Consider the following 25,193-nt stretch of genomic DNA (forward strand, 5'->3'; position numbering starts at 1 on the left):
GGTCATCGCCGGGTGTGGTGGAATCTCGTCTGCGGCGGAGCGGTTTCGTTGTTCGCTCGTCGCCGAAAAATTGGTGCGGCCGGGCGAGCCGGTCAGAGCAGGCGGCGTAGGCGGAGGAGGTCGCCGAAGCTGGCGTCGACCTTCACCCGGCCCCCGAGCAGCGCCCGCGCCAGGTCCAGCTCGCCGTCCACCAGCGCGATCAGGTCGTTGCTCACGATCGTGAGCTTGACGTCGGCGGGCTTGCCGCCCGGCGGCGGCTGCTCCGTGAACGGATCCAGCCCCCCGTGGTGCAGCCGCCCGTAGAAGGTCACGTCGAGATCGGAGATCCGGCAGCTGACCGTGCGTTCGACCACATGCTTGGCACGGTCCTGCTCGTCGATCTCGTCGAACTGCGCGACGAGCTTGGCCAGTGCCGTCCGGCACTCCTCGACGCTTGCCATGGTGAGCATCCTCTCCTTCTTGGTCGGGCCTATGCGGACCGTAGCGTTCCACATGACTAGCACCCCCGTACGACCTACAACGAGTGACACGCCTGCCAAGGTCCCGGGTGCTCGCGGGAGGCGTTACCGTCGAGTCATGAGTGAGCTGCCGCACGAGACCGGCGACGACCGGGTCGACGCCATCGTGGCCGGCCTGGGCCGCCTGGGCGAGCTGCCCGTGGGCGAGCATCCGCGGATCTTCGAGGAGGCGTTCTCGGCGCTGGAGGCCGCACTGGGGGCCGTGGACGACGACCCGGCGCGGGCCTTGCACGAGATGGCGGGCGCGGCCCACCAGCCGGAACGCCGGGAAACGGTTCACCAGGCCGACGCCCCCCGACCGGGTGATGCGTGGGCCGCTCAGGTGGGCCAGGTGGCGCGGGGAGAGCGGTGAGCCGGCGCATCCGCCTCGACAGCGAGCTGGTGCGCCGCGGCCTGGCGAGGTCGCGCGAGCAGGCGGCCCAGCTCATCGACGACGGCCGGGTCATGGTCGGCGGCCAGACCGCGCGCAAGCCCGCCACCCAGGTCGACACCGCCTCCGCCATCGTCGTCGCCACGTCCCCCGACGGTCCCGACTACGTCTCGCGCGGCGCGCACAAGCTGCTCGGCGCGCTGGAGGCGTTCCCGGCGCTCGCCGTCGAAGGGCGCAGGTGCCTCGACGCCGGCGCGTCCACCGGCGGGTTCACCGACGTGCTGCTGCGCCGCGGCGTGGCCCACGTGCTGGCCGTCGACGTCGGCTACGGCCAGCTCGCCTGGTCGCTGCGCACCGACGAGCGGGTGACGGTGATGGAGCGGGTCAACGTCCGCGACCTCACCCCGGAGATGGTGGGGGAGCCGCCGACGCTGGTCGTGGGCGACCTGTCGTTCATCTCGCTGCGGCTGGTGCTGCCCGCGCTGGCCGCCGTCGCCGCGCCGCGCGCCGATTTCGTGATGCTGGTCAAGCCGCAGTTCGAGGTGGGCAAGGAGCTCGTGGGGGCGGGCGGCGTGGTCCGCGATCCGGCGCTGCGCGCGCAGGCCGTGCGCGACGCCGCCGCCAAGGCTCAGGAGCTGGGGCTGAGCGTGCGCGGGGTGACCGCCAGCCCGCTGCCGGGGCCGTCGGGCAATGTGGAATACCTGCTCTGGCTGGGCAAGGGAGAGGGCGAGCCTCCGGTCGCCGACCTGGAGGCCGAGATCGAGCGTGCCGTGGCGGAAGGGCCGCAATGAAACGGACCGTGCTGGTCGCCGTACACACCGGGCGGGGCGCCGCCGTCGAGAGCGCCCGTCTGGTGATCAACCGGCTGGTGGACGCGGGCATCGCCGTGCGGGTGCTCGAATCCGAGTACGCCGAGATCGGCTGTGCCGGGGTCGAGGCCGTGCCCGGCGACGAGCCCGGCGCGGCCAAGGACGCCGAGGTCATGATCGTGCTCGGCGGCGACGGATCGCTGCTGCGCGCCGCCGAGATGGCCAGGCCGGCCGGCACGCCGCTGCTGGGGGTCAACCTGGGGCATGTCGGGTTCCTGGCCGAGGCCGAGGTCGACGACCTGGCCGGGGCCGTCGACGCCGTCGTGGCCGGCCGGTACGACGTCGAGGAGCGCATGACGATCGACGTCCTCGCCCGGCAGAACGGCAAGATCCTGGCCGACACGTGGGCGCTCAACGAGGCCACGGTCGAGAAGCAGGAGCGCATGCTGGAGGTCGTCGCCGAGATCGACGGCCGGCCGCTGTCGCGGTGGGGCTGCGACGGCGTGATCTGCGCCACGCCGACCGGCTCGACCGCCTATGCTTTCTCCGCGGGCGGGCCGGTCGTGTGGCCTGAGGTCGAGGCGCTGCTCATGGTGCCCATCAGCGCCCACGCCCTGTTCGCCAGGCCACTGGTGGTCTCGCCGCGGTCCACCCTGGCCGTGGAGATCCTGCCGGAGACTCCCGGCGGGGTGCTGTGGTGCGACGGGCGGCGCCGCTTCGAGCTGCCGTCCGGCACGAGGGTGGAGGTGCGCAGGGGAGCCGAGCCGGTCCGGCTGGCGCGGCTGCACGGCGTCGAGGACACCGGCGCGCCGTTCACCGACAGGTTGGTCGCCAAGTTCGAGCTACCCGTCCAGGGCTGGCGCGGAAGGGTGCGACCCTGAGTGAATGGAAGCAGGACCGCGTAGGATCGCGTGGGCACACGTGTTCGGGGAACGGGCCGTGTGATCGGCAGGCACAGCAGTGACGGGAGTGGGCAGTGCGACCAAGGGTCGAGGAGGTCCGCATCCAGGGGCTCGGCGTCATCGACGAGGCCGTCCTAGAGCTCAGCCCGGGCTTCAACGTGGTGACCGGTGAGACCGGCGCGGGCAAGACGATGGTCGTGACCGGGCTCGGGCTGCTGTTCGGCGGCCGGGCCGACCCGTCCAGGATCCGGCCGGGGGCCGAGCGGGCCAGGGTCGAGGGCACGCTCGTCGTCGAGCCAGGCGGCCGGGTGGCCCAGCAGGTCGAGGACACCGGCGGCGACGTCGAGGGCGGCGAGCTCATCATCTCGCGCACCGTCTCGGCGGAGGGCCGCTCCAGGGCCTGGCTGGGCGGGCGCACGGTGCCCGTCGGCACTCTGACGTACCTCGCCGACGACCTCGTGGCCGTGCACGGGCAGATGGACCAGCAGCGGCTGCTCCAGCCCGCCAGGCAGCGCGCCGCGCTCGACCGCTATGCCGGTGAGGAGCTGGTCAAGCCGTTGCGGGCGTACACGCAGGCGTACAAACGGCACAAGCAGGTCGCCGTGCAGCTGGAGGAGCTGACCACCCGCGCCAGGGAGCGGACCCAGGAGGCCGACCTGCTCCGCTTCGGCCTGGAGGAGATCGAGAAGGTCGACCCCAAGCCGGGCGAGGACGTCGAGCTGCGCGAGGAGGAGGAGCGGCTCTCGCACGCCGACGCGCTGCGCAGCGCCGCCACCACGGCCCACACCGCGCTGCTCGGCGACCCCATGGAGGCCGCGGGCGGCGCCCACGACGTGATCTCCCTGCTCGGCGAGGCCCGCGCGGCCGTCGAGGCGGTGCGCGACTTCGACCCCCAGCTCGCCGGGGTCGCCGACCGGCTCGCCGAGGCCGGCTACCTCATCTCCGACGTCGCCACCGACCTCGCCTCCTACGCCGAGTCGATCGAGGCCGACCCGTCCCGGCTGGCGGTCGTGCAGGAGCGCCGCTCGGTGCTGTCCGGGCTCATCCGCAAATACGGCGAGCAGAGCGCTGACAGCGCCGGCGTCCTCGCCTGGGCGCAGCGCGCCGCCGCCCGCCTCGCCGAGCTGGAGGGCGACGACGAGCGCATCGACGAGCTGACCCGCGAGCACGACGAGCTGACCGACAAGCTCACCGACCTCGCCGCCGAGCTCACCCGGGTGCGCGAGGCCGCCGCCGAGCGGTTCGGCCAGGCCGTCACCGAGGAGCTGACCGCGCTCGCCATGCCGCACGCCCGGGTCGTGGTGCAGCTCACGCGGAGCGCCGAGTTCGGGCCGGAGGGCGTCGACGAGGTCGAGCTGCGGATGGCCGCCCATCCCGCCGCGCCGCCGCTGCCGCTCACCAAGGGCGCCTCCGGCGGCGAGCTGAGCCGCGTCATGCTCGCCATCGAGGTCGTCTTCGCGGGCGCCGATCCGGTGCCGACGTTCGTCTTCGACGAGGTGGACGCGGGCGTCGGCGGCAAGGCGGCGGTCGAGATCGGGCGCCGCCTGGCCCGCCTGGCCCGCACCGCGCAGGTGATAGTCGTCACACATCTGCCGCAGGTGGCGGCCTTTGCCGACCAGCACCTGGTGGTCGAGAAGGCCAGTGACGGCAGCGTGGTGCGCAGTGGCGTCACCACGCTCGACCACGAGGGCCGCGTACGCGAACTGTCGCGCATGCTGGCGGGTCTGGAGGATTCCGAGCTCGGCCGGGCGCACGCTGAGGAGCTGCTGGGGCTCGCCGCGGCGGACAGGTGATCGTGGGTGACATAGTGGACACGCCACGTGATGCGTGGCCTCTCCGCTGTTTCGCTCTGGCAGGATGGTCATGATGAAGGTTCCGGGAAGCAGATTGCCGGGCCTCCGCGGCAGGAAGGTCGGTGACCTTCCCGGCATCACGGCAGTGGCGAGGATCGACCGGCGCACCAAGAGGCTCACCAAGCGCCTCGGGCCCGGTGAAATCGCGATCATCGACCATGTCGACGTGGACCGGGTCAGCGCGGAGGCCCTGGTCGCATGCGGTGCCGCCGCCGTGGTCAACGTCGCGGCCGGCATCAGCGGCCGCTATCCCAACCTGGGGCCGCAGATCCTGCTCGAAGCCGGCGTGCCGTTCGTCGACAACGCCAGCCCGGAGCTGTTCGAGCGCATCAAGGACGGCGACGTCGTCCGGCTCTGCGACGGTGTCGTCCACCTGGACGACGACGTCGTCGGCAAGGGCGAGGAGCAGACCCTCGAAGCGGTCGAGGCGGCCATGGCCGAGGCGCGGGCGGGGCTTTCGGTGCAGATCGAGGCGTTCGCGGTCAACACCATGGAGTACGTCCGTGGCGAGGGCAAGCTGCTCATCGACGGCGTCGGCGTGCCCGAGATCCGCACGGAGATGGAGGGCAGGCACGTCCTCATCGTGGTGCGCGGATACCACTACAAGGAGGACATCGCCACCCTCCGCCCCTACATCCGCGAATACCGGCCCGTCCTGGTCGGCGTCGACGGCGGCGCCGATGCGCTCCTGGAGGCCGGCTACCTGCCCGACGTGATCGTGGGCGACTTCGACTCGGTCTCCACCAAGGCGCTGACCTGCGGCGCCGAGCTCGTCGTCCACGCCTACCGCGACGGCAGGGCCCCCGGCTTGGAGCGCGTCCACCAGCTCGGCCGCGAAGCGGTGATCTTCCCCGCCACCGGCACCAGCGAGGACATCGCGATGCTCCTCGCCGACGACAAGGGCGCCGAGCTGATCGTCGCCGTCGGCACGCACGGCACGCTGGAGGAGTTCCTCGACAAGGGGCGCTCCGGCATGGCCAGCACCTTCCTCACCCGGCTCATCATCGGCAGCAAGCTCATCGACGCCAAGGGCGTCAGCAGGCTCTACCGCAGCCGTATCTCCACCTCACAGCTGCTGCTCCTCGTGCTCACCGCGCTGTTCACGATGGGCGTCGCGCTGGTCTTCTCGCCGCTGGGCAAGACCTGGCTGAACGGCCTGCAAGACGTCTGGAACGCGTTCATCTTCTGGCTGGTCGGACTCTTCTCGTGATCGATTTCCGCTATCACCTCGTCTCCATCGTCGCGATCTTCCTGGCGCTGGCGGTGGGCATCATCCTGGGCACCACCCTGCTCCAGGACCCCGCGCTCGACCTGGCCAAGCGCACCAGCGACGAGCTGACCAGCGCCAACAACGGCCTGCGCGCCGACCTCGACGCGCTGCGCGGGCGGCAGGCCGGCAACGACGCGTTCATCGCCGCGCGCACCCCGCAGATGGTGGCCTCCGAGCTCGCCGGGCAGCGCGTGCTGCTCATCGAGGCGCCCGGCTCCAGCACGAGCGTGCGCGAGGCCGCCCAGCAGGTGCTCGACGAGGCCGGCGCCAAGGTCAGCGGGCGGGTCACGCTGACGGAGAAGTTCCTCGACCCCGAGAGCAAGGGCGTCATCGACGGGCTGGTCGATCAGCTCAAACCGGCCAACATGGTCTTCCCCGCCACCGCCACCAGCTACGACCGGGCCGCCTCGCTGCTGGCCGGCGCCCTCGTCACCAACGACTCCGCCCAGGCCGGCACCGCCAACACCGCCACCGCCGGCGTGCTCGACGCGTTCGAGACCGGCGGCCTGCTCAACGTCGAGGACAACCCGGCCGAACGGGCCACGCTCGCCGTCATGTTCGCGCCGGAGAAGCCGTTCGAGGGCGAGACCGCCGAGACCCTGGCCGGGGCGCTGGTCTCGGTCGCCGACGGGTTCGACACGGCGGGCGGCGGCACCGTGCTCGCCGGGACCGCCGCGAACATCGCGCTGCCCGGCGACCTCATCGGCGCCGTCCGCGACGACAGTGAGGTCGCCAAGCGCGTGTCCACCGTCGACACCGCCGACATGCCCGTGGGCCGCGTCGTCATGGTCTACGCTCTGCGGGAACAACTGGCCGGGCACGCCGGCCAGTACGGCATCGGCAAGGGCGCCACCGCGCCCCTGCCGGCGGCCGTCACCCCCAGCCCGACCCCATCCGCCCAGTCAGGGAGCTGACATGGCCCGAGGACTGCTCCACGCCTTCGCCGGCGCCGCCATCGGCGCCGTCGCGGCCCGCGCCGCCTACGCCGCCTTCACCCGTAACCGGCAGCCCGACGACCTGACCGGCCGCTGGACGCGCAAGAACCACCGCGGCGAGCCCATCACCCTCCTGGAGGGCCCCGCGTTCGTCGCGGGGGCGAGCGCGGCGGCCGCGCTCACGCCCGGCCTGCCCGGCCGGCTGCGCCTGGCCGCCCTCGTCGCGGGCGCGGGCAGCGGCGCGCTCGGCGCCTACGACGACCTGTACGGCACGACGTCCTCCAAAGGCTTCAAAGGCCACCTGACCGCGCTGGCCCGCGGCGAGGTCACCAGCGGCGCGGTGAAGATCCTCGGCATCGGCGCCACCGGGCTCGGCGCCGCCGCGCTCGCCGGCGGCGGCCCGCTCGACGTGGTGGTCAACGGGGCCGCCATCGCCGGCGCCGCCAACCTCGCCAATCTCTTCGACCTGCGCCCCGGCCGTGCCATCAAGGTCGCCCTGCTGACCGGCGGGCCGCTGCTGGCCGCCTCGCTGCTGCGCGGCTCGCCCGCCGCCGCGGCGCTGGCCGCTGTGCCGCTCGGCGCCGCCGCCGCGCTGCTGCCCGACGACCTCGGCGAGCGTGCCATGCTCGGCGACGCCGGCGCCAACGCCCTGGGCGCGCTGCTCGGCCTGGCCGCCGTCACCCGGCTCGGCCGGCCCGGCCGCTACGCCCTGCTCGGCACCGTGGCAGCGCTCACCGCCGCCTCGGAGAAGATCAGCTTCACCAAGGTCATCGCCGGGAACCCGGTGCTCAACCGCATCGACATGCTCGGCCGACGGCCCGTCGCGCCCGCCTGACCCGGCCGGTCCCGCGTTATCCACAGGTGACCCCTCCTGACGCGCGAGTGTCGGCGTGGCCTGCCAGGATGATGTCCGCGCGGAAAACCCGCGCGGGGGCGAGGGAGGCCGGATGGGAGTCGTGACGGCGCGGGGCGTGGCCGGCGGGGCCGTGCTCATCGGGGCCATCACCGTGCTCGCGCGCGTGGCGGGCTTCGCCAAGCAGTACGCCTTCGCCCAGACGGTCGGCACCAACTGCCTGGCCTCGGCCTACATGACGGCCAACCAGATCCCCAACATCGTCTTCGAGGTGGTCGTCGGCGGGGCGCTGGCCGGGATGGTCGTGCCGGTGCTGGCCCGGCACGCGGGCGGCGGCGAGGGCGACCGTGAGCGGGTCGGTCAGATCGGCTCAGCGCTGCTGACCTGGGTGGTCGTGGTGCTGGTGCCGCTGGCGGTGCTCACCGCCGTGTTCGCCGGGCCGGTCATCGGGCTGTTCTTCGGGTCGCAGCTCAAGGGGGGCTGCGACGTCGGGGCGGTCACGGCCGTGGCGGCACGGATGCTCGCCGTGTTCGCGCCGCAGATCCCGCTGTACGGCGTCGCCGTCGTGCTCTACGGCGTGCTGCAGGCGCACAACCGGTTCGCCGGGCCGGCGGTGGCGCCGCTCGTGTCGAGCATCGTGGTGATCGTGGCGTATCTGATGTTCGTGCCGCTCAGCGGAGGCGACAGCAATCCGGCCACCGTGCCCGGGCCGGCTGAGCTGGCGCTGTCGATAGGCACCAGCCTGGGGGTGCTGTCGCTGGTGCTCACCGTGCTGGGGCCGACGGCGCGGCTGGGGTTGCGGTGGCGGCCGGTGCTGCGCTTCCCCGACGGGGTGGCCGGGCAGGTGCGCCGGCTCGCGCTCGCGGGCGTCGCGGCGCTGCTGGCGCAGCAGGCGGCCATGATCGTGGTGGTGTTGCTGGCCAACAACGTGGTCGGCACCGGGGCGATCGCGGTCTACAACTACGCGTGGGCGATCTATCTGGTGCCGTATGCGGTGCTGGCCGTGCCCATCGCCACCAGCGCGTTCCCCCGGCTGTCCGCGCAGGCCGGGGAGCCCGAGGCGTTCGCGGGGCTGGCGGCGCGCACCACGCGGGCGGTGGTGCTGGTGTCGGGGCTGGCGGCCGGCGTGCTGGCGGCGGCCTCCGGGCCGGGGGCGGTGGTGTTCCTCGGGATGAAGAGCGAGGTGCCTGCGGTGGATCTGGCGCGGGCGGTCGCGCTGTTCGCGCCGGGGCTGGTGGGCTACGGGCTCATCGCGCAGCTCAGCCGGGTGCTGTACGCGGCCGGGCGCGGGCGGGAGGCGGCGGCCGGCACCGTGGCGGGGTGGGTTGTGACCATGGTCGCGCAGACCGTTCTCGCGCTGGCGCTGCCCAGAGGGTGGGAGGTCGGCGGGATGGCGCTCGGCATGAGCGTGGGCATGACGGCGGGCGGGGCGCTGCTGCTGGCCGCCGTCGTACGGGCGCGCGGCGGCGCTGCCGCGGCCGGGCTGGGACGGGCCCTGGGGGCGGCGGCCGGTGGCGGGGTGCTGGGCTACCTCGCCGGGGACGCCGTGGCCGGGTGGCTCGGGGCCGAGGGGATCTGGGCGAACGTCGGTGCCGCGGTGCTCGCCGCCGTGGTGGCGGCGGGCGTGGGCGGTGCGGTCGTGGCGGTGGTGGACCGGGCTGACGCAGGCGTGGTGATCGCGCTGCTGCGTCGCCGCCGAGGTTGACCCGCCGTCCCGATGGTGATGGGGGCTTTCGGGATGGAGGGCCGTCGGGATGGTGACGGGGGCCTTCGGGAAGGAGAGCCGTCGGGCTGAAGGCTTGCAAGATGGGAGGCCCGTCGGAGCTGACCGGCGCTCGGGAGACCTGTAGGGCGGTCGGGATTGAAGGTCATCGGACTGGCTTGCCGTTGGAGCTGGAAGGCTGTTGGCGTGGGGCCGGTGGGCTGAGGGGTTGGAGCCGGCTGGTCACAGGTGAGTGTTGGAACTGAGGGAGGGGTGGGCGTGCGGGTGGCGTTCGTGCTGGGCACCACGTCCGGCGGTACGGGGCGGCATGTGCGGATGCTGGCCGAAGGGCTGACGCGGCGGGGGCATCAGGTGCTGGTGGCGGGGCCGCGCAGCGTGGAGGAGCAGTTCGCGTACGGCGAGACAGGGGCGCGCTTCGTGGAGGTGGCCGTGGCGGACCGGCCTCGTCCCATGGCTGACGTGCGCGCGGTGCTCGCGCTGCGGCGGGTGACGCGGGACGCCGACGTCGTGCACGCCCACGGGCTGCGCGCCGGGGCACTGGCGGCGCTCGGCACATGGGGGCGGCGCGGGTCGCCGGTGGCGGCCGGCACATCGAGGCAGCGTCGGTCACTGGTGGCGCTCGGCGCATCGGGGCGGCGCCGGTCGTTGGTGGTGACATTGCACAACGCGTTGACCGCGGGCGGGCTCGTCGGTTTCGTCTACGGGGTGTTGGAGCGGATCGTGGCCCGGCGAGCCGACCGGGTGCTGGTGGTCTCGCCCGACCTCGGCGAGCGCATGACGCGGCTCGGGGCGCGGGACGTCCGGGCGGCCCTGGTGCCCGCGCCGCCGCTGCGCCCGGCCAAGCGCACCCCGCGCGAGGTCGCGGACGAGCTGGGCGCGGGGGAGCGGCCCATCCTGCTGACGGTCGCGCGGCTCGCCCAGCAGAAGGGCCTGGAGACCCTGCTCGATGTCGCCGCCGGGCCGTGGGAGGAGGCTCCGGCTGAGCTCGGCGTCGCGACTGGGCCACGGGGGGAGGCTCCGGCCGAGCTCGGCGTCGCTGCTGAGGCACGGGAGGACGCTCCGGCCGAACCCGGCGTTGCTGCAGGGCCATGGGAAGAGGCCCCGGACGACGGCAAGGGCAGGACGGGGGTAGGGAGGCCGTTGTTCGTTGTCGCTGGTGAAGGGCCGTTGCGTGGGGAGTTGGAGCGGCGGATCGCGGCCGAAGGGCTGCCGGTGATGTTGCTCGGTAATCGTGACGACGTGCCCGATCTGCTCGGTGCGGCGACCGCCGTGGTGACCGCCACTCGCTGGGAGGGTCAGCCGCTCAGCATCAGGGAGGCTCTCATGGCCGGGAAACCGGTGATTGCCACCGCCGTCGGGGGGATCCCGGAGATCGTGGGTGATGCCGGGATTCTCGTTCCGTACGGGGACGTTCCCGCGCTGCGCGCGGCCGTACGGATGTTGCTGGAGGAGCCGGGGACCGCGGAGCGGCTGGCGGCGGCGGCTGTGCGGCGCGGGCAGGAGATGCCGGACGGCAACGAAGCGGTGGAGAGTGTCCTGAATGTGTACGAAGCGCCCTAAATACGGGCGAGACAGTGCGGATGCCACGGGATGATTAGGCGGGGTTAAGGCGTTCTCGTATACTGCCTGGGTTAGGGAGGGGAGTATCCCTTCGCGACAGCCTCGTCATCACGGTGCAGCCCCGCTCCACGGGGCCCCCGGGGCTGCCGGTCCGCGGTTCGCGGGCGGGAGAGACCTCCGGCAATGAGTCGTGCATGCCGGAGGGTTGGAACGTAATGGTACCCCTGTGGGCTTGGCTGGCCGTGATCGGCGGGCTCCTCGTCGTGCTCGCACTCGACCTGTGGATCGTGGACCGCGGAGAAGCGCGAGAGTTCTCCATGCGGCAGGCCGGTTATTGGGTGACGTTCTACGTCATTCTGGCCGTCGCGTTCGGGGTGGGGCTGTGGGCCACTCTCGGCGGCGACAAGGCCGGGGAGTTCTTCGCCGGCTACATCACCGAATACAGCCTGAGCGTCGACAACCTCTTCATCTTCTTCATCATCATGAGCAGGTTCGCGGTCCCGCGGGCCTACCAGCACAAGGTGCTGCTCGTCGGCATCCTGCTGGCGCTGGTCATGCGCGGCATCTTCATCGCGCTCGGCGCGGCGGCGCTGGAGCGCTTCAGCTGGCTGTTCTACGTCTTCGGCGCCTTCCTCGTCTACACCGCGATCAACATTGTCCGCCAGCACCTCAAGGACGAGGAGGAGGAGTTCAACGAGAACCTCCTGCTCCGCTGGGTGCGCAAGGCCTTCCCGACCACCGAGGGCTACGCCGGATCGAAGATCACCGTCAAGATCGACGGCCGGCGCATGGTCACCCCGATGCTCATCGTGATGATCGCCATCGGCACCACCGACCTGCTGTTCGCGCTCGACTCGATTCCGGCCATCTTCGGGCTCACGCAGGACCCCTACATCGTCTTCACGGCCAACGCGTTCGCCCTGATGGGGCTGCGTCAGCTGTACTTCCTCCTGGGCGGCCTGCTGCAGCGGCTGGTGTACATCAGCTACGGTTTGGCGTTCATCCTCGGGTTCATCGGGGTTAAGCTGGTATTGGAAGCGTTGCACTCCAGCAATGTCTCCTGGGCGCCCGAAATTCCCATCTGGGTCTCGCTCACGGTCATCGGCACCACCATGGTCATCACGACCGGGGCCAGCCTGATCAAGGCGCGGATCGACGCGCGGAGGGGCGAGCAGCCGCATCCTGAGCAGGTCTAGCGCGATGGGCTTCGAGGCGCTTTGCTTTGTGTAGCCGTGCCGTGTAATAGTTGCGAGTTCTGTAACATCATGGCAAAGCGCCCAGTCCAGTCACCACCAAAGGTTGTACGTGTCAGACGATTCTGCTAAGTCGAGCGGTATCCGGCTCGCACGCGGGGTCTCCCCGTGGCTTCTCCCGACGGCGGTCTCGGCGGCCGCCACCGCGCTGCTGACGCGCAAGGACCGGCGATGGGCGTTCGCGGCGGTGCCGTTGAGCGCGCTCACCGGGGGAATGCTCTGGTTCTTCCGCGACCCCGACCGGACCCTCGGGCAGGGGCGCGTCCTGTCGCCCGCCGACGGCGTGGTGCAGAGCATCGACCCCTGGCCCGACGGCCGCACCCGGGTCGCGATCTTCATGAGTCCGCTGAACGTCCACGTCAACCGCGCCCCTCTTGCGGGAAATGTCGCCTCCGTGCAGCATGTGGCAGGTGGGTTCCTGCCGGCGTTCAACAAGGACAGCGACCAGAACGAGCGTGTGGTGTGGCATTTCGAGACCGCGCTTGGTGACATCGAGATGGTGCAGATCGCGGGCGCGGTCGCGCGCAGGATCGTGCCCTATCTGACCTCGGGCGCGAAGGTCGCCCAGGGCGACCGGATCGGGCTCATCCGGTTCGGCTCGCGCGTCGACATCTACCTTCCCGAAGGGATCTCGCCCGCGGTGTCCGTGGGCGAGAAGACGGTTGCGGGGGTGACCAGAATTGACCGCGGCTGACGCCGGCAGTTGGCAGGCGAGCGAGGAAGAACCGCGGGGCCCGGTCGGCAAGGCCTTCCGCCTCTCCGCGGCGGACTCGCTCTCGCTCGGCAACGCGGTCTGCGGCTTCCTCGCCGTGTGCGTGCTCGCCTACTCCGCCATCCAGCAGCTCCAGGTCGCGGGCGGGCCCTTCAAGCCCGATCCGAGCTACTTCGCCACCGCGATCGTGCTGCTGCTCATCGGCGCCACGTGCGACCTGTTCGACGGCCTCGTGGCGCGGCGCTTCCGCGCCTCGGCGATGGGCGCCGAGCTCGACAACCTCGCCGACGTCATCAGCTTCGGGTTCGCCCCCGCGTTCATGGTGGTGATCTGGGGCGGGTTCACCGACCAGGTGCCGTTCGCGGCGGTGCTCGTGGCGGCGGCGTCCGTGCTGGTCGCCGGCGTCGTACGGCTGGCCAGGTTCGCCTGCGTCAAGACCAAGAGCGGCGACTTCATGGGGCTGCCCATCCCGATGGGCGCCATGACGGTGATCTCGATCGTGCTGCTGTTCCAGCCGAGCATCTGGACGCTGGTCGGCGTTCTCGGCGTGGCCTGGCTCATGGTCAGCCGGATCGAGTACCCCAAGCCGAAGGGGCAGCTCGCTGCGGTCGTCCTCGGCTGGATCATGGTCAACGTGGCCTTCCTCACCTTCTGGGTGGCCTGGCCCGAGGGCGGTGACCTGCCGATCAAGATCGGTGCGACCATGCAGATCGCGCTCGTGGCGGCGATCCCGCTGCGGATGATGTTCTACAAGCGGGAGCAGCGCCGGGTAGCCGAGCGAATCCACAACTAACGGGATTTTTCGGCATATTTCGGATTTTAAGCCCCAGGTCGGCGACCCGCCGCGAGCGCACCCGCGTACGCGGCATCCCGGCGAGCCGGCCATGGAGCCGGAGCAGCGCGCGGGCTGACGGCGACGCTCCGCGCCTGCCCGCCCGCCGCCGACCTGACCTCGGAGCCGGCGGGACTACCAGCCCCGGGCTTTCCACTCCGGCAGGGAGGGACGCTCGGCGCCGAGAGTGGTGTCCTTGCCGTGGCCCGGGTAGACCCAGGTCTCGTCCGGCAGGCGGTCGAAGACGCGGGTGACCACGTCGTCGTAGAGCTGGTTGAAGCGCTCGGCGTCCTTCCACGTGTTGCCGACGCCGCCAGGGAACAGCGAGTCGCCGGTGAACAGGTGCGGGCCCGCCTCGCCGCCGTCGTACAGCAGGGCGATGGAGCCGGGCGTGTGACCGCGCAGGTGGATGACCTCCAGCGAGACGCGGCCCAGCGGGATCGTCTCGCCGTGCTCGACCGTGCGGCCGGCCGGCACCGGGAGCGCGGGGGCGTCGAGCGGGTGCGCGATCACCTGCGCGCCCGTCACCTTGGCGACCTGCTCCAGCGCCTGCCAGTGGTCGCCGTGCTGGTGCGTCGTGACGATCGCGCCGAGCGGCTGGTCGCCGATCAGCGCGAGCAGGCGGTCGGGCTCGGCGGCGGCGTCGATGAGCAGGCCCTCACCGGTCTCCGTACAGCGCAGCAGATAGGCGTTGTTGTCGAACGGGCCGACGGCGAGCTTGGAGACGGTCAGCGCGGGCAGCTCGCGCACGTCGGCGGGACCGCCGACCTGGACGTCACCTGTGTAGGTCATGAACAGTCCTTCGGGGGCGTCGCGGGCAGATCAGCGGGGGCCGGCATCGTCAGCCACGACGGCGGCGGGAAGACCATCCCGCGCGGCCGGGCAGGAACGTCCGCCCCACGAGCACCAGCCTAACGCCTCGCCCTCCGATCTCCCGGGGTGCCGGACCGGCATGTCGGCAGGCGGCCCGCCCGTGCCTTACCAGGGCATAAAACTCCAGGTCAAGGCGTTCACATCAGAAGGCATCCTGCCGAGCCGGCAGATGGCCGTAATCTGAGAGGGACGGGTTTTCGGAGGACGCACTGCGGGCCGCCGAAATTGTCGGAGCCCCCGTCTACCATCCCCCGTGGACCTATCCGCCTTTCGACTACCGGGATCGCCGTGGCCGACCGCCTGATCGTGCGTGGTGCACGAGAACACAACCTCAAGGACGTCTCGCTCGATCTGCCGCGAGACTCGCTGATCGTCTTCACCGGCCTATCCGGCTCGGGCAAGTCGAGCCTGGCCTTCGACACGATCTTCGCTGAGGGCCAGCGGCGCTATGTCGAGTCGCTGTCGGCGTACGCCCGCCAGTTCCTCGGCCAGATGGACAAGCCCGACGTCGACTTCATCGAGGGCCTGTCGCCCGCGGTGTCGATCGACCAGAAGTCCACCAGCAAGAACCCCCGTTCGACCGTCGGCACCATCACCGAGGTCTACGACTACCTCCGCCTGCTGTGGGCTCGCATCGGCAAGCCGCACTGCCCCGTGTGCCGGCGGCCCATCGCCCGCCAGACGCCGCAGCAGATCGTCGACCGCGTGATGGACCTCGACGAGGGCACCCGCTTCCAGGTGCTCGCGCCGGTCGTGCGCGGGCGCAAGGGCGAATACGCCGAGCTGTTCCGCGAGCTGCAGACCAAGGGCTTCGCGCGGGCCAGGGTCGACGGCACGGTCGTGCGGCTGGAGGAGCCGCCGACACTGAAGAAGTACGAGAAGCACGACATCGAGGTCATCGTCGACCGCCTGTCGGTCAAGGAGTCGGCGCGCCGCCGGCTCAACGACTCGGTCGAGACGGCGCTGCAGCTGTCCGGCGGCACGATCACCCTCGACTTCGTCGACCTGCCCGAGGACGACCCGGGCCGTGAGCGGTTCTACTCCGAGCACCTCTACTGCCCCTACGACGACCTGTCGTTCGAGGAGCTGGAGCCGCGCTCGTTCTCCTTCAACTCCCCGTTCGGCGCCTGCCCCGAGTGCACCGGCCTCGGGACCAAGATGGAGGTCGACCCCGACCTGGTGGTGCCCGACCCGGAGCGCACGCTGCGCGACGGCGCGCTGCACCCGTGGTCCGGCGGCCACACCAGCGAATACTTCGTACGGATGATCGAGGCCCTGGGCAACACCATGGGCTTCGGCCTCGACACCCCGTGGGAGCAACTGCCGAAGAAGGCGCAGAAGGCCCTGCTCCACGGCTACGACGAGCAGGTCCACGTCCGCTACAGCAACCGCTACGGCCGTCAGCGCTCCTACTACACCGACTACACCGGCGTCATCACCTGGGTGCAGCGCCGCCACGCCGAGGCGGAGAGCGACTCGAGCCGCGAGCGGTTCGAGGGCTACATGCGCGAGATCCCGTGCCCGGCCTGCAAGGGCGCCCGGCTCAAGCCGGTCACCCTGGCCGTCACGGTGGCCGAGAGGTCGATCGCCGACGTCGCGTCGATGTCCATCGGCGAGTGCGCCCAGTTCCTGGCCGAGCTCAAGCTGTCCGACCGCGACATGCACATCGCGGAGCGGGTGGTCAAGGAGATCAACGCGCGCCTCGGGTTCCTGCTCGACGTGGGCCTCGACTACCTCACCATGGACCGCGCCGCGGCCACCCTGGCCGGCGGCGAGGCGCAGCGCATCCGGCTGGCCACGCAGATCGGCTCCGGCCTGGTCGGCGTCCTCTACGTGCTGGACGAGCCCTCCATCGGCCTGCACCAGCGCGATAACCTGCGGCTGCTCGACACGCTCGTCAGGCTGCGCGACATGGGCAACACGCTGATCGTGGTCGAGCACGACGAGGACACCATCGCCGCCGCCGACTGGGTGGTCGACATCGGTCCGGGCGCGGGCGAGCACGGCGGCCAGGTCGTCGTGTCCGGCACCGTACAGGACCTGCTGAGCAGCGAGGAGTCGCTGACCGGGCAATACCTGTCGGGGCGGCGGAGCATCGAGGTGCCGTCCGGCCGGCGCAAGCGCGACAAGAAGCGGCAGATCACCGTCAAGGGCGCGCGCGAGCACAACCTCAAGGGCGTCGACATCGACTTCCCGCTCGGCCTGTTCACCGCCGTCACCGGCGTGTCGGGGTCGGGCAAGTCGACGCTGGTCAACGACATCCTCTACAACGCGCTGGCCAAGGAGCTCAACGGGGCGCGTACGGTGCCGGGACGGCACTCGCGGATCAACGGCATGGACCTCGTGGACAAGGTCGTCCACGTCGACCAGTCGCCGATCGGGCGCACCCCGCGCTCCAACCCGGCCACCTACACCGGCGTCTTCGATCACATCCGCAAGCTGTTCGCGGCCACGACCGAGGCCAAGGTGCGCGGCTACCAGCCCGGGCGCTTCAGCTTCAACGTCAAGGGCGGCCGCTGCGAGGCGTGCGCGGGCGACGGCACCATCAAGATCGAGATGAACTTCCTGCCGGACGTCTACGTCCCCTGCGAGGTCTGCCACGGCGCCCGCTACAACCGGGAGACGCTGGAGGTCCACTACAAGGGCAGGACGATCGCCGAGGTGCTCGACATGCCGATCGAGGAGGCGCTCGGCTTCTTCGACGCCATCCCGGCGATCCGGCGTCACCTGCAGACCCTGCACGACGTGGGTCTCGGCTACGTACGGCTCGGGCAGCCGGCCACCACGCTCTCCGGCGGCGAGGCGCAGCGCGTCAAGCTCGCCTCCGAGCTGCAGCGGCGGCAGACCGGCCGGACGATCTACGTGCTCGACGAGCCCACCACCGGTCTGCACTTCGAGGACATCCGCAGGCTGCTGGGCGTGCTCGGACGGCTGGTCGACGGGGGCAACACCGTCATCGTCATCGAGCACAACCTCGACGTCATCAAGACGGCCGACTGGATCATCGACATGGGGCCCGAGGGCGGCTCGCGGGGCGGCACGCTGGTCGCCAACGGCACGCCCGAGGAGGTCGCGCTGGTCGAGGAGAGCCACACGGGGCGGTTCCTGCGCAAGATCCTGTCCGTCTGAGCGCCTTGAGAGCTGGTTGAGCCGACGCCGGTCCCGCCCCGGAAGCGGGACCGGCGGGGTGCGGCAATACAGTTGTGGCACGGGTAACGGCCTGACCTGCAGGGGGTCAGCGGCGACGCGAAGGGTCGAGGCGATCATGACAGCTACGGAGCGGGGCGGAGCCATGCCTGGAGACGGGCGGCCGGAGGGCACGACGGCGCGGGGCGACGTCACCGTACGGGAGTCCGGACGGGGGTCCGGGGGCGTGCCCGGACGGCGTGAGGTGCTCGGGGTGGCCGGGGTGGCGGCGTGCGGCGTGGCGCTCGCCGCCTGCGGCACGGGCGGCGCCCAGGCGCGGCCGAGCCTGAAGGGGCAGGTCATCGCCAAGACGGCCGACGTGCCCGTGGGCGGCGGCAAGCTCATCGGCGACCTGAAGCTCGTCGTGACGCAGCCGCAGCAGGGGGTCTACAAGGCGTTCAGCGCGGCCTGCACGCACAAGGGCTGCACCGTCAGCACGCCGAAGGACAACATCATCAGGTGCGCCTGCCACGGCAGTGAGTTCGCCGCCGACAGCGGCGCCCCCAACAAGGGGCCGGCCACCGCGCCGCTGACCGCCATCGCCGTCAAGGTGGAGGGCGACGGCATCGTGGTGGCCTGAGCAGGTATTTCTACGTGGTCCCCCGGATTGGGTTCGGGCACGCTGAACCGGCGCACGGGCGCTGCCCGTACCTGAAGGAGAAGCAACCTGGGAGGACGCACCATGACGGATACGACGCGCCGGACGATGATGCTGGGCGCGGGAGGCGCCGGGCTCGCGGCGTTCCTGACGGCGTGCGCGAGCTACGGCACGCCGACGACCGACGCCAGCGCGGCGCCCGAGGAGGAGCCGGCCGACGAGGCGTCGTCCGCGGCGCCGAAGAAGAAGCCGGCCAAGAAGGCGCTGGCCGACGCCTCCGACATCGAGGTGGGCGGCGGCAAGGTCTTCGAGGCGCAGAAGATCGTGGTCACGCAGCCGGTGGAGGGCGACTTTAAGGCGTTCTCGGCGGTCTGCACGCACGCGGGCTGCACGGTCGCCACCGTACAGAACAAGACGATCAACTGCCCCTGCCACGGCAGCAAGTTCAGCATCGAGGACGGCTCCGTGACCGACGGGCCCGCGCCCGAGCCGCTCAAGGAGAAGAAGATCACGGTGGACGGCGGCAAGATCCGCCTGGCTTAGCGGACCGGTGGGCGTCTCTCATGCAGGTCTCATGAATTTCTCACCTGGCTGCGGTTGGGTGATCCGCATGGGAGATGACCTTCGAAGCCGACGGGCAGTGATAGCGGGCGTCGGCGCGGGTGGCCTCACGCTGGCCCTCGCGGCCTGTGGCGGCACCGACACGGCGACCGGCACCGATGCGGCGACCAGCGGCGACGCCACCGGCTCCGCCGCACCTACCGCGGCCGCCACTGAGTCCAGCGCGCCGCAGGCCGGCGGCGCCGCACTGGCCAAGACGGCCGACATCCCCGTGGGGGGCGGCACGATCCTCAAGGACCAGAAGATCGTCGTCGTGCAGCCCACCGAGGGGCAGTTCAAGGCGTTCAGCGCGGTCTGCACGCACAAGGGGTGCGTGGTGGGCAGCGTCGACGGTGGCAACATCGTCTGCCCGTGCCACAACAGCACGTTCAACATCGCCGACGGGGCTGTGACGGGCGGGCCCGCCCAGGGGCCGTTGCCGGAGCAGGCGATCAAGGTCGAGGGTGACCAGATCACCCTGGCCTGATCGACGGTGACCTGATCGACGGTGACCTGATTGACGGTCACCTGATTGACGGTCACCTGATTGACGGTGAGGAGGGCGCGGGGACGCGGGTCCGCCACGGCGCGAGGCGGGCCCGCGTCCTCGTGTCCGGCGCCGTCCGCATCCCGTGCCGGTGCCGGTGCCGATGGTGGGCGGATGAGTCTGTCGGTGGGGGCTACTAGGCTTCAAATGTGGCGAGATCTGCGCGCAGTCCTGTGAGTTTCCGGCCGAAGCCGGGTTCGATCCCCGAGTCCCCGGGGGTCTACCGGTTCAGGGACGCCCACGGCCGGGTGATCTACGTCGGCAAGGCCAAGAGCCTGCGCCAGCGGCTCAACTCGTACTTCGCCGACTTCTCCGCGCTGCACCCGCGCACGCAGTCGATGCTGACCACCGCCGCCGACGTGGACTGGACCGTCGTCGGCACCGAGGTCGAGGCGCTGCAGCTCGAATACTCCTGGATCAAGGAGTACGACCCGCGCTTCAACGTGAAGTACCGCGACGACAAGTCCTACCCCTACCTCGCGGTCACGATGGGGGAGGACTTCCCGCGCGTGCAGGTCATGCGCGGCGCCAAGCGCAAGGGCACCCGCTACTTCGGCCCCTACTCGCACGCCTGGGCCATCCGCGAGACCGTCGACCTGCTGCTGCGCGTCTTCCCCGTACGCACGTGCAGCGCCGGGGTGTTCAAACGCGCCGGGCAGATCGGCCGACCCTGCCTGCTCGGCTACATCGACAAGTGCTCCGCGCCGTGCGTCGGCCGGGTCACTCCCGACGAGCACCGCGAGCTGGCGGAGGATTTCTGCGACTTCATGGCGGGCAACACCAGCCGCTTCATCAAGCGGCTGGAGAAGGAGATGCGCGCCGCCGCCGCCGAGCAGGAGTACGAGCGCGCCGCCCGGCTCAGGGACGACGTCCAGGCGCTGCAGCGGGCGCTGGAGAAGCAGGCGGTCGTGCTCGGCGAGGGCACCGACGCCGACGTCATCGCCCTGGCCGAGGACCCGCTCGAAGCCGCCGTCATGGTCTTCTACGTGCGCGGCGGGCGCATCCGCGGACAGCGCGGTTGGGTGGTCGACAAGGTCGAGGAGACCACGCCGGGCGAGCTGGTCGAGCAGTTCCTGCTGCAGATGTACGCCGAGGCCGGCGCCGAGTCGATGCCGCGTGAGGTGCTCGTACCCGCTCTGCCGCCCGACAGCGAGGCGGTCGCCGAGCTGCTGAGCGAGCAGCGCCGGGCCCGGGTGGAAGTCCGCGTGCCGCAGCGCGGCGACAAGCGCACGCTCATGGAGACCGTCGCGCGCAACGCCAAGGAGTCGCTCGCCCAGCACAAGATCCGGCGCGCCAGCGACCTCACCACCCGCAGCAAGGCGCTGCAGGAGATCGCCGACGCGCTCGACCTCGACCAGGCGCCGCTGCGCATCGAGTGCTACGACGTCTCCCACCTGCAGGGCGAGAACGTCGTCGCGTCCATGGTGGTCTTCGAGGACGGTCTCGCGCGCAAGAGCGAATACCGGCGCTTCTCGGTCAAGACCAAGGAGGGCGACGTCGCCTCGATCCACGAGGTGATCCTCCGCCGGTTCCGCCGTTACCTGCAGGAGCGGTCCGACACCGGCGAGCTGGTCCCCGACGAGTACGACGAGGACGGCGGGCGCGGCGAGGAGGGCGCGCACGGCCCGATCGACCCCGAGACGGGCCGGCCGCGCAAGTTCGCCTATCCGCCCAATCTGGTCGTGGTCGACGGCGCCGGCCCTCAGGCGGCCGCCGCCCAGCGCGCGCTCGACGAGCTCGGCATCGACGACGTGGCGGTGTGCGGGCTGGCCAAGCGGCTGGAGGAGGTCTGGGTGCCGGGGGACGACCAGCCGGTGATCATGCCCCGGTCCAGCGAAGGGCTCTACCTGTTGCAGCGGGTGCGTGATGAGGCGCACCGCTTCGCCATCACCTACCACCGGTCGAAGCGGTCGCGCAGCGTCAAGGAGAGCGCGCTCGACGGCGTCCCGGGGCTCGGGCCGGCGCGGCGGCAGGCGCTGCTCAAGCACTTCGGGTCGGTGAAGAAGCTGCGCGAGGCGAGCGCGGCGGAGATCTGCGAAGTGCCGGGGATCGGGCGGGCCACCGCCGAGGTCATCGTCGCCACCCTGGCGGGCGGGTCGCCTCGACCCGCGTCCGCGGCGGAAGCCAGCATGACGGGGAACGCTGCGACAGGCGCCAAGGACACGGCTGTGATGGCGGCGGGTTCTGAAGGCGGGGCTGAGGCGGTGCGTTCCGGGGACGTGGCTGCGGTGGTGCGTCCCCGCGATGGGGCTGAGGCGGTGGGTTTCCGAGGCGGGGCTGAGGCGGCGGGGTCTGAGGACGTGCGTTCCCGAGACAGGGCTGAGGCGGCGGGTCCTGAGGACGGGGCTGAGGTCGTGCGTTCCCGAGACGGGGCTGAGACGGTCAGTTCCGGGGACGGGGCTGGGGCGGCGGGCTCTGTGGGCGGGGGTGGAGCCGGGGAGGTCGCGCCTCGGGAAGAGGGAGGGCGGTGACAGGGCGACCGCGTGCAGGGGTTGCGTCGCGCTCTGCGATCGCCGCCGTCCGCTATGGTGGATGGCGTGCCGCGATGACCGGGCCGGGCGTGCCGGACGGCCGCCGTGCGGAATGCGCCCGGGTCGCTGGGCCGGCAGGCGATGTCGGCCGGGAAGGGCTTTGACATGGACAGCCGTGAGGGCAGTGCCGGTGACCGGGCTGACAGGCGGAAAGAGCAGATGAGCGCCGACCCGGCGTTCGTCATCGTGACCGGCATGTCCGGGGCGGGCCGCAGCACGGCGGCCAAGGCCCTGGAGGATCTGGGCTGGTTCGTCATCGACAACCTGCCGCCGGGCCTGCTGTTCGCCATGGCCGAGGAGGCGGGCAAGGTCAAGCTGGCCGCCGACAAGGTCGCCGCCGTGGTCGACGTGCGCAGCCTGGCCTTCACCACCGACCTCAACGCGGCCATCGAAGAGCTGGAGGCCCGCGGGGTCCGGGTGCGGGTGGTGTTCCTGGAGGCCAGCGACGAGGAGCTGGTGCGCCGGTTCGAGAACGTCCGCAGGCCCCACCCGTTGCAGGGCGAGGGGCGGCTGGTCGACGGCATCACCCGCGAGCGGGGCATCCTGCGCGAGGTGCGGGCCAACGCCGACCTGGTGATCGACACCTCCTCGCACAACGTCCACGACCTGCGCAACAAGATCGTCGCGTACTTCGGCGGGGAGGACCGGCCGGGGCTGCGGCTCAACGTGGTGTCCTTCGGCTTCAAGTACGGCCTGCCGGTCGACGCCGACCTCGTCGTGGACTGCCGGTTCCTGCCCAACCCGCACTGGGTGCCGGAGCTGCGGCCCATGAACGGGCTCGACGCCTCCGTCAGCGAGTACGTACTCGGGCAGCCGGGCGCCAAGGAGTTCCTCGACGCGTACGAGGAGGTCCTGAAGGTGGTCGCGGCCGGCTACGCGCGCGAGGGCAAGAGCTACGCGACGCTCGCGGTGGGCTGCACGGGCGGCAAGCACCGCAGCGTGGCCATGGCCGAGCAGGTCGCCGCCCGGCTGCGTGACCGCGGCATGGAGGTCCAGGTGAGCCATCGGGATGTGGGGCGGGAGTGACCGATGACGGCGTCGCGGCATCGGCGGACACGCGCCCTGACGACGACCCGCCCGCCGTCGGCAGAGGGCCGCGGGTGGTGGCGCTCGGGGGCGGGCACGGGCTGTTCGCGTCCCTGTCGGCATTACGGATGGTCACCGACGAGCTGACCGCGGTCGTGACCGTCGCCGACGACGGCGGCTCCAGCGGCCGGTTGCGTCGTGAGCTGGGCGTGCTCCCGCCCGGCGACCTGCGCATGGCGCTGGCGGCGCTGTGCGGCGACGACGAGTGGGGCAGCACCTGGAGCGAGGTGGTGCAGCACCGCTTCCGCAGCGAGGGCGACCTGCACGGGCACGCCGTCGGCAACCTGCTGATCGTGGCCCTGTGGGAGCTGCTGGGCGATCCGGTGGCCGGGCTCGACTGGGTCGGGCGGCTGCTGGGCGCGCACGGCCGGGTGCTGCCGATGGCGTCCGTGCCGCTCGACATCGTCGCCGAGGTGGAGCTCGACGGCGTCATCTCGACCGTACGCGGTCAGGTGGCGTGCGCCCTCACCCCCGGTCGCGTCCAGGCCATCTCCCTGGTGCCCGAGGACCCGCCCGCGCGGCCCGAGGCCGTCGCGGCGGTGTGCGAGGCCGACTGGGTGGTGTTCGGGCCCGGATCGTGGTTCACCAGTGTGCTGCCGCACCTCAAGGTGCCCGAGCTGGCGCGCGCCCTGCACGCCACCCGGGCCCGCCGGCTCGTCACGCTCAACCTGGCCCCGCAGGCCGGCGAGACCGACGACTTCTCCCCCCAGCAGCATCTGGAGGTGCTCAGGCAGCACGCGCCGGACCTGTCGATCGACGTCGTCCTCGCCGACACCGGCGTGGTCGACGACCCCGACGCCCTGGAGAAGGCCGCCGCCGCGCTCGGCGCCCGGCTCGTCATGGCGGACGTGGCGGCCGGCGACGGCTCGCCCCGGCACGACCCACGACGTCTTGCCTCCGTCCTGGACGAGATTTTCCTCCGGAAGCGTTGATCCTGGTCGGCGTGGCGCGAAGGTGCGAGAGACTGGCGTGAGCCGGTCTGAATGGGGGAGAGGACTAAACGCTTATGGCGATGACAGGTGTGGTGAAAGACGAACTGAGCCGCCTGCCGGTGCTGAAGCCCTGCTGCCGCAAGGCCGAGGTTTCCACGCTGCTGCGGTTCGCCAGCGGCCTGCACCTGGTGGGCGGGCGGATCGTGATCGAGGCGGAGCTCGACACCAACGCCACCGCGCGGCGCCTGATCAAGGACATCGGTGAGGTGTTCGGCCACAAGGCGGAGGTGCTCGTGCTGGCCCCCGCCGGCCTGCGCAAGGGCTCCCGCTACGTGGTGCGCGTCTACCGCGACGGCGAGGCGCTCGCCCGCCAGACGGGGCTGATCGACAACCACGGGCGTCCCGTGCGCGGACTGCCGCGCCAGGTGGTGGCCGGCGCCGCGTGCGACGCCGAGGCGGCCTGGCGTGGGGCGTTCCTGGCGCACGGCTCGCTCACCGAGCCGGGGCGGTCGATGTCGCTGGAGGTCACCTGCCCGGGGCCCGAGGCGGCCCTCGCGCTCGTGGGCTCGGCGCGGCGGCTGAAGATCCACGCGAAGGCGCGCGAGGTGCGCGGCGTGGACCGGGTCGTCGTACGCGACGGCGACGCCATCAGCGCGCTGCTCACCCGGCTGGGGGCGCACGACAGCGTGCTGGCCTGGGAAGAGCGGCGGATGCGGCGCGAGGTGCGGGCCACCGCGAACCGGCTGGCCAACTTCGACGACGCCAACCTGCGGCGTTCGGCCAGGGCCGCGGTCGCCGCCGGAGCGCGGGTGCAGCGGGCGCTGGAGATCCTCGGCGACGAGGCGCCCGAGCACCTCGTGGTGGCCGGGCGGCTGCGGGTGGAGCACAAGCAGGCGTCCCTGGAGGAGCTGGGGCAGATCGCCGACCCGCCGCTGACCAAGGACGCGATCGCCGGACGGATCAGGCGGCTGCTGGCGATGGCGGACAAGCGGGCGTCCGATCTCGGCATCCCCAACACCGAGGCCAACCTCACCGTTGACATGCTCGCTCCCTGACAGATCCATCCTTCACGGCAAGGCCAGCTGGGCCGCACGCGCCGACGCGGGTGGCCGTCCGTCATGGCCGGTCGTGAAGGCTCACGGGCTGCTCGCCGTGACGAGCGCATGCCTGGCCGGATTCCGTGGTTCATGGCGACCGGTGCGCGACCGGTTCCGACCGGATGCCGTCCGCGACCGGTGCGCGACCGGTTC

21 protein-coding genes and 1 pseudogene are annotated in these 25,193 nt (G+C 71.5%); 20 read left to right on the forward strand and 2 right to left on the reverse strand.

Features of this window, described 5'->3' with window-relative positions:
* Nucleotides 1–92: 92 nt before the first annotated feature.
* A complete protein-coding gene (locus AC27IY_RS40365; RefSeq protein WP_344215853.1) occupies nt 93–449 on the reverse strand; it encodes an SCP2 sterol-binding domain-containing protein in 357 nt (118 codons plus the stop codon).
* A 127-nt stretch (nt 450–576) separates the two neighbouring features.
* Here AC27IY_RS40365 and AC27IY_RS40370 point away from each other — a divergent pair, with 127 nt between their 5' ends.
* The 12 genes from AC27IY_RS40370 (at nt 577) to pssA (ending at nt 13,551) form a co-directional block, all read left to right on the forward strand.
* Nucleotides 577–870, forward strand: a complete 294-nt coding sequence (locus AC27IY_RS40370) for a hypothetical protein (protein WP_487181187.1) — start codon at nt 577–579, stop codon at nt 868–870.
* Complete coding sequence (locus tag AC27IY_RS40375) at nt 867–1,679, forward strand: TlyA family RNA methyltransferase (RefSeq protein ID WP_487181188.1); 813 nt, start codon at nt 867–869, stop codon at nt 1,677–1,679. The genes AC27IY_RS40370 and AC27IY_RS40375 overlap by 4 nt, the downstream gene beginning before the upstream one ends.
* A complete protein-coding gene (locus AC27IY_RS40380; RefSeq protein WP_364453147.1) occupies nt 1,676–2,578 on the forward strand; it encodes an NAD kinase in 903 nt (300 codons plus the stop codon). The genes AC27IY_RS40375 and AC27IY_RS40380 overlap by 4 nt, the downstream gene beginning before the upstream one ends.
* Nucleotides 2,579–2,673: 95 nt before the next feature.
* The gene (recN, locus tag AC27IY_RS40385) at nt 2,674–4,392 is read left to right on the forward strand and encodes a DNA repair protein RecN (protein ID WP_423470406.1); all 1,719 of its coding nucleotides are present in this window, start codon (nt 2,674–2,676) and stop codon (nt 4,390–4,392) included.
* Nucleotides 4,393–4,465: 73 nt separating this feature from the next.
* Complete coding sequence (gene steA, locus AC27IY_RS40390; RefSeq protein ID WP_344215906.1) at nt 4,466–5,662, forward strand: putative cytokinetic ring protein SteA; 1,197 nt, start codon at nt 4,466–4,468, stop codon at nt 5,660–5,662.
* Nucleotides 5,659–6,636 (forward strand): copper transporter, encoded by a 978-nt coding sequence (locus tag AC27IY_RS40395; RefSeq protein WP_344215847.1) that lies wholly within the window; start codon nt 5,659–5,661, stop codon nt 6,634–6,636. The genes steA and AC27IY_RS40395 overlap by 4 nt, the downstream gene beginning before the upstream one ends.
* A 1-nt stretch (nt 6,637) precedes the next feature.
* Nucleotides 6,638–7,492 carry a hypothetical protein gene (locus AC27IY_RS40400; protein WP_449951441.1) on the forward strand — a complete coding sequence of 285 codons (855 nt, stop codon included), beginning with the start codon at nt 6,638–6,640 and terminating at the stop codon, nt 7,490–7,492.
* 112 nt (nt 7,493–7,604) lie between these two features.
* Nucleotides 7,605–9,215, forward strand: a complete 1,611-nt coding sequence (gene murJ, locus AC27IY_RS40405; RefSeq protein ID WP_487181189.1) for a murein biosynthesis integral membrane protein MurJ — start codon at nt 7,605–7,607, stop codon at nt 9,213–9,215.
* A 276-nt stretch (nt 9,216–9,491) separates the two neighbouring features.
* Complete coding sequence (locus AC27IY_RS40410; protein ID WP_487181190.1) at nt 9,492–10,793, forward strand: glycosyltransferase family 4 protein; 1,302 nt, start codon at nt 9,492–9,494, stop codon at nt 10,791–10,793.
* A gap of 215 nt (nt 10,794–11,008) precedes the next feature.
* Nucleotides 11,009–11,989, forward strand: coding sequence for a TerC family protein (locus AC27IY_RS40415; protein ID WP_487181227.1), 981 nt, complete (start codon nt 11,009–11,011; stop codon nt 11,987–11,989).
* A gap of 109 nt (nt 11,990–12,098) precedes the next feature.
* Nucleotides 12,099–12,740, forward strand: coding sequence for a phosphatidylserine decarboxylase (locus tag AC27IY_RS40420; protein ID WP_344215904.1), 642 nt, complete (start codon nt 12,099–12,101; stop codon nt 12,738–12,740).
* Nucleotides 12,727–13,551, forward strand: coding sequence for a CDP-diacylglycerol--serine O-phosphatidyltransferase (gene pssA, locus AC27IY_RS40425; RefSeq protein ID WP_344215837.1), 825 nt, complete (start codon nt 12,727–12,729; stop codon nt 13,549–13,551). The genes AC27IY_RS40420 and pssA overlap by 14 nt, the downstream gene beginning before the upstream one ends.
* A gap of 174 nt (nt 13,552–13,725) precedes the next feature.
* On the opposite strand, the gene AC27IY_RS40430 is transcribed toward pssA, so the two are convergent.
* Entirely contained in the window at nt 13,726–14,382 is a 657-nt protein-coding gene (locus AC27IY_RS40430) for an MBL fold metallo-hydrolase (RefSeq protein ID WP_364453131.1), read from the reverse strand.
* A gap of 369 nt (nt 14,383–14,751) precedes the next feature.
* Here AC27IY_RS40430 and uvrA point away from each other — a divergent pair, with 369 nt between their 5' ends.
* From uvrA to whiA, 8 genes and pseudogenes are all read left to right on the forward strand, one after another.
* Nucleotides 14,752–17,592: an excinuclease ABC subunit UvrA gene (gene uvrA, locus AC27IY_RS40435; protein ID WP_344215830.1), complete on the forward strand. Its 2,841-nt coding sequence runs from the start codon at nt 14,752–14,754 to the stop codon at nt 17,590–17,592.
* Nucleotides 17,593–17,728: 136 nt separating this feature from the next.
* Nucleotides 17,729–18,229: a Rieske (2Fe-2S) protein gene (locus AC27IY_RS40440; RefSeq protein WP_487181192.1), complete on the forward strand. Its 501-nt coding sequence runs from the start codon at nt 17,729–17,731 to the stop codon at nt 18,227–18,229.
* A 102-nt stretch (nt 18,230–18,331) separates the two neighbouring features.
* On the forward strand, nt 18,332–18,790 hold the full coding sequence (locus AC27IY_RS40445; RefSeq protein ID WP_344215826.1) for a Rieske (2Fe-2S) protein: 459 nt from the start codon (nt 18,332–18,334) through the stop codon (nt 18,788–18,790).
* Nucleotides 18,791–18,887: 97 nt separating this feature from the next.
* The gene (locus tag AC27IY_RS40450; RefSeq protein ID WP_344215824.1) at nt 18,888–19,334 is read left to right on the forward strand and encodes a Rieske (2Fe-2S) protein; all 447 of its coding nucleotides are present in this window, start codon (nt 18,888–18,890) and stop codon (nt 19,332–19,334) included.
* A 233-nt stretch (nt 19,335–19,567) separates the two neighbouring features.
* Nucleotides 19,568–21,481 (forward strand): annotated as a pseudogene (uvrC, locus tag AC27IY_RS40455) (excinuclease ABC subunit UvrC); the annotation flags it as partial.
* Nucleotides 21,482–22,084: 603 nt separating this feature from the next.
* Entirely contained in the window at nt 22,085–22,951 is an 867-nt protein-coding gene (gene rapZ / locus AC27IY_RS40460; protein ID WP_329575046.1) for an RNase adapter RapZ, read from the forward strand.
* A 74-nt stretch (nt 22,952–23,025) separates the two neighbouring features.
* Complete coding sequence (locus AC27IY_RS40465) at nt 23,026–23,943, forward strand: gluconeogenesis factor YvcK family protein (RefSeq protein ID WP_487181228.1); 918 nt, start codon at nt 23,026–23,028, stop codon at nt 23,941–23,943.
* Nucleotides 23,944–24,017: 74 nt separating this feature from the next.
* Nucleotides 24,018–24,998, forward strand: a complete 981-nt coding sequence (whiA, locus tag AC27IY_RS40470) for a DNA-binding protein WhiA (protein WP_026214667.1) — start codon at nt 24,018–24,020, stop codon at nt 24,996–24,998.
* Nucleotides 24,999–25,193 lie beyond the last annotated feature (195 nt).

The organism is Nonomuraea sp. B208 (assembly GCF_057536035.1).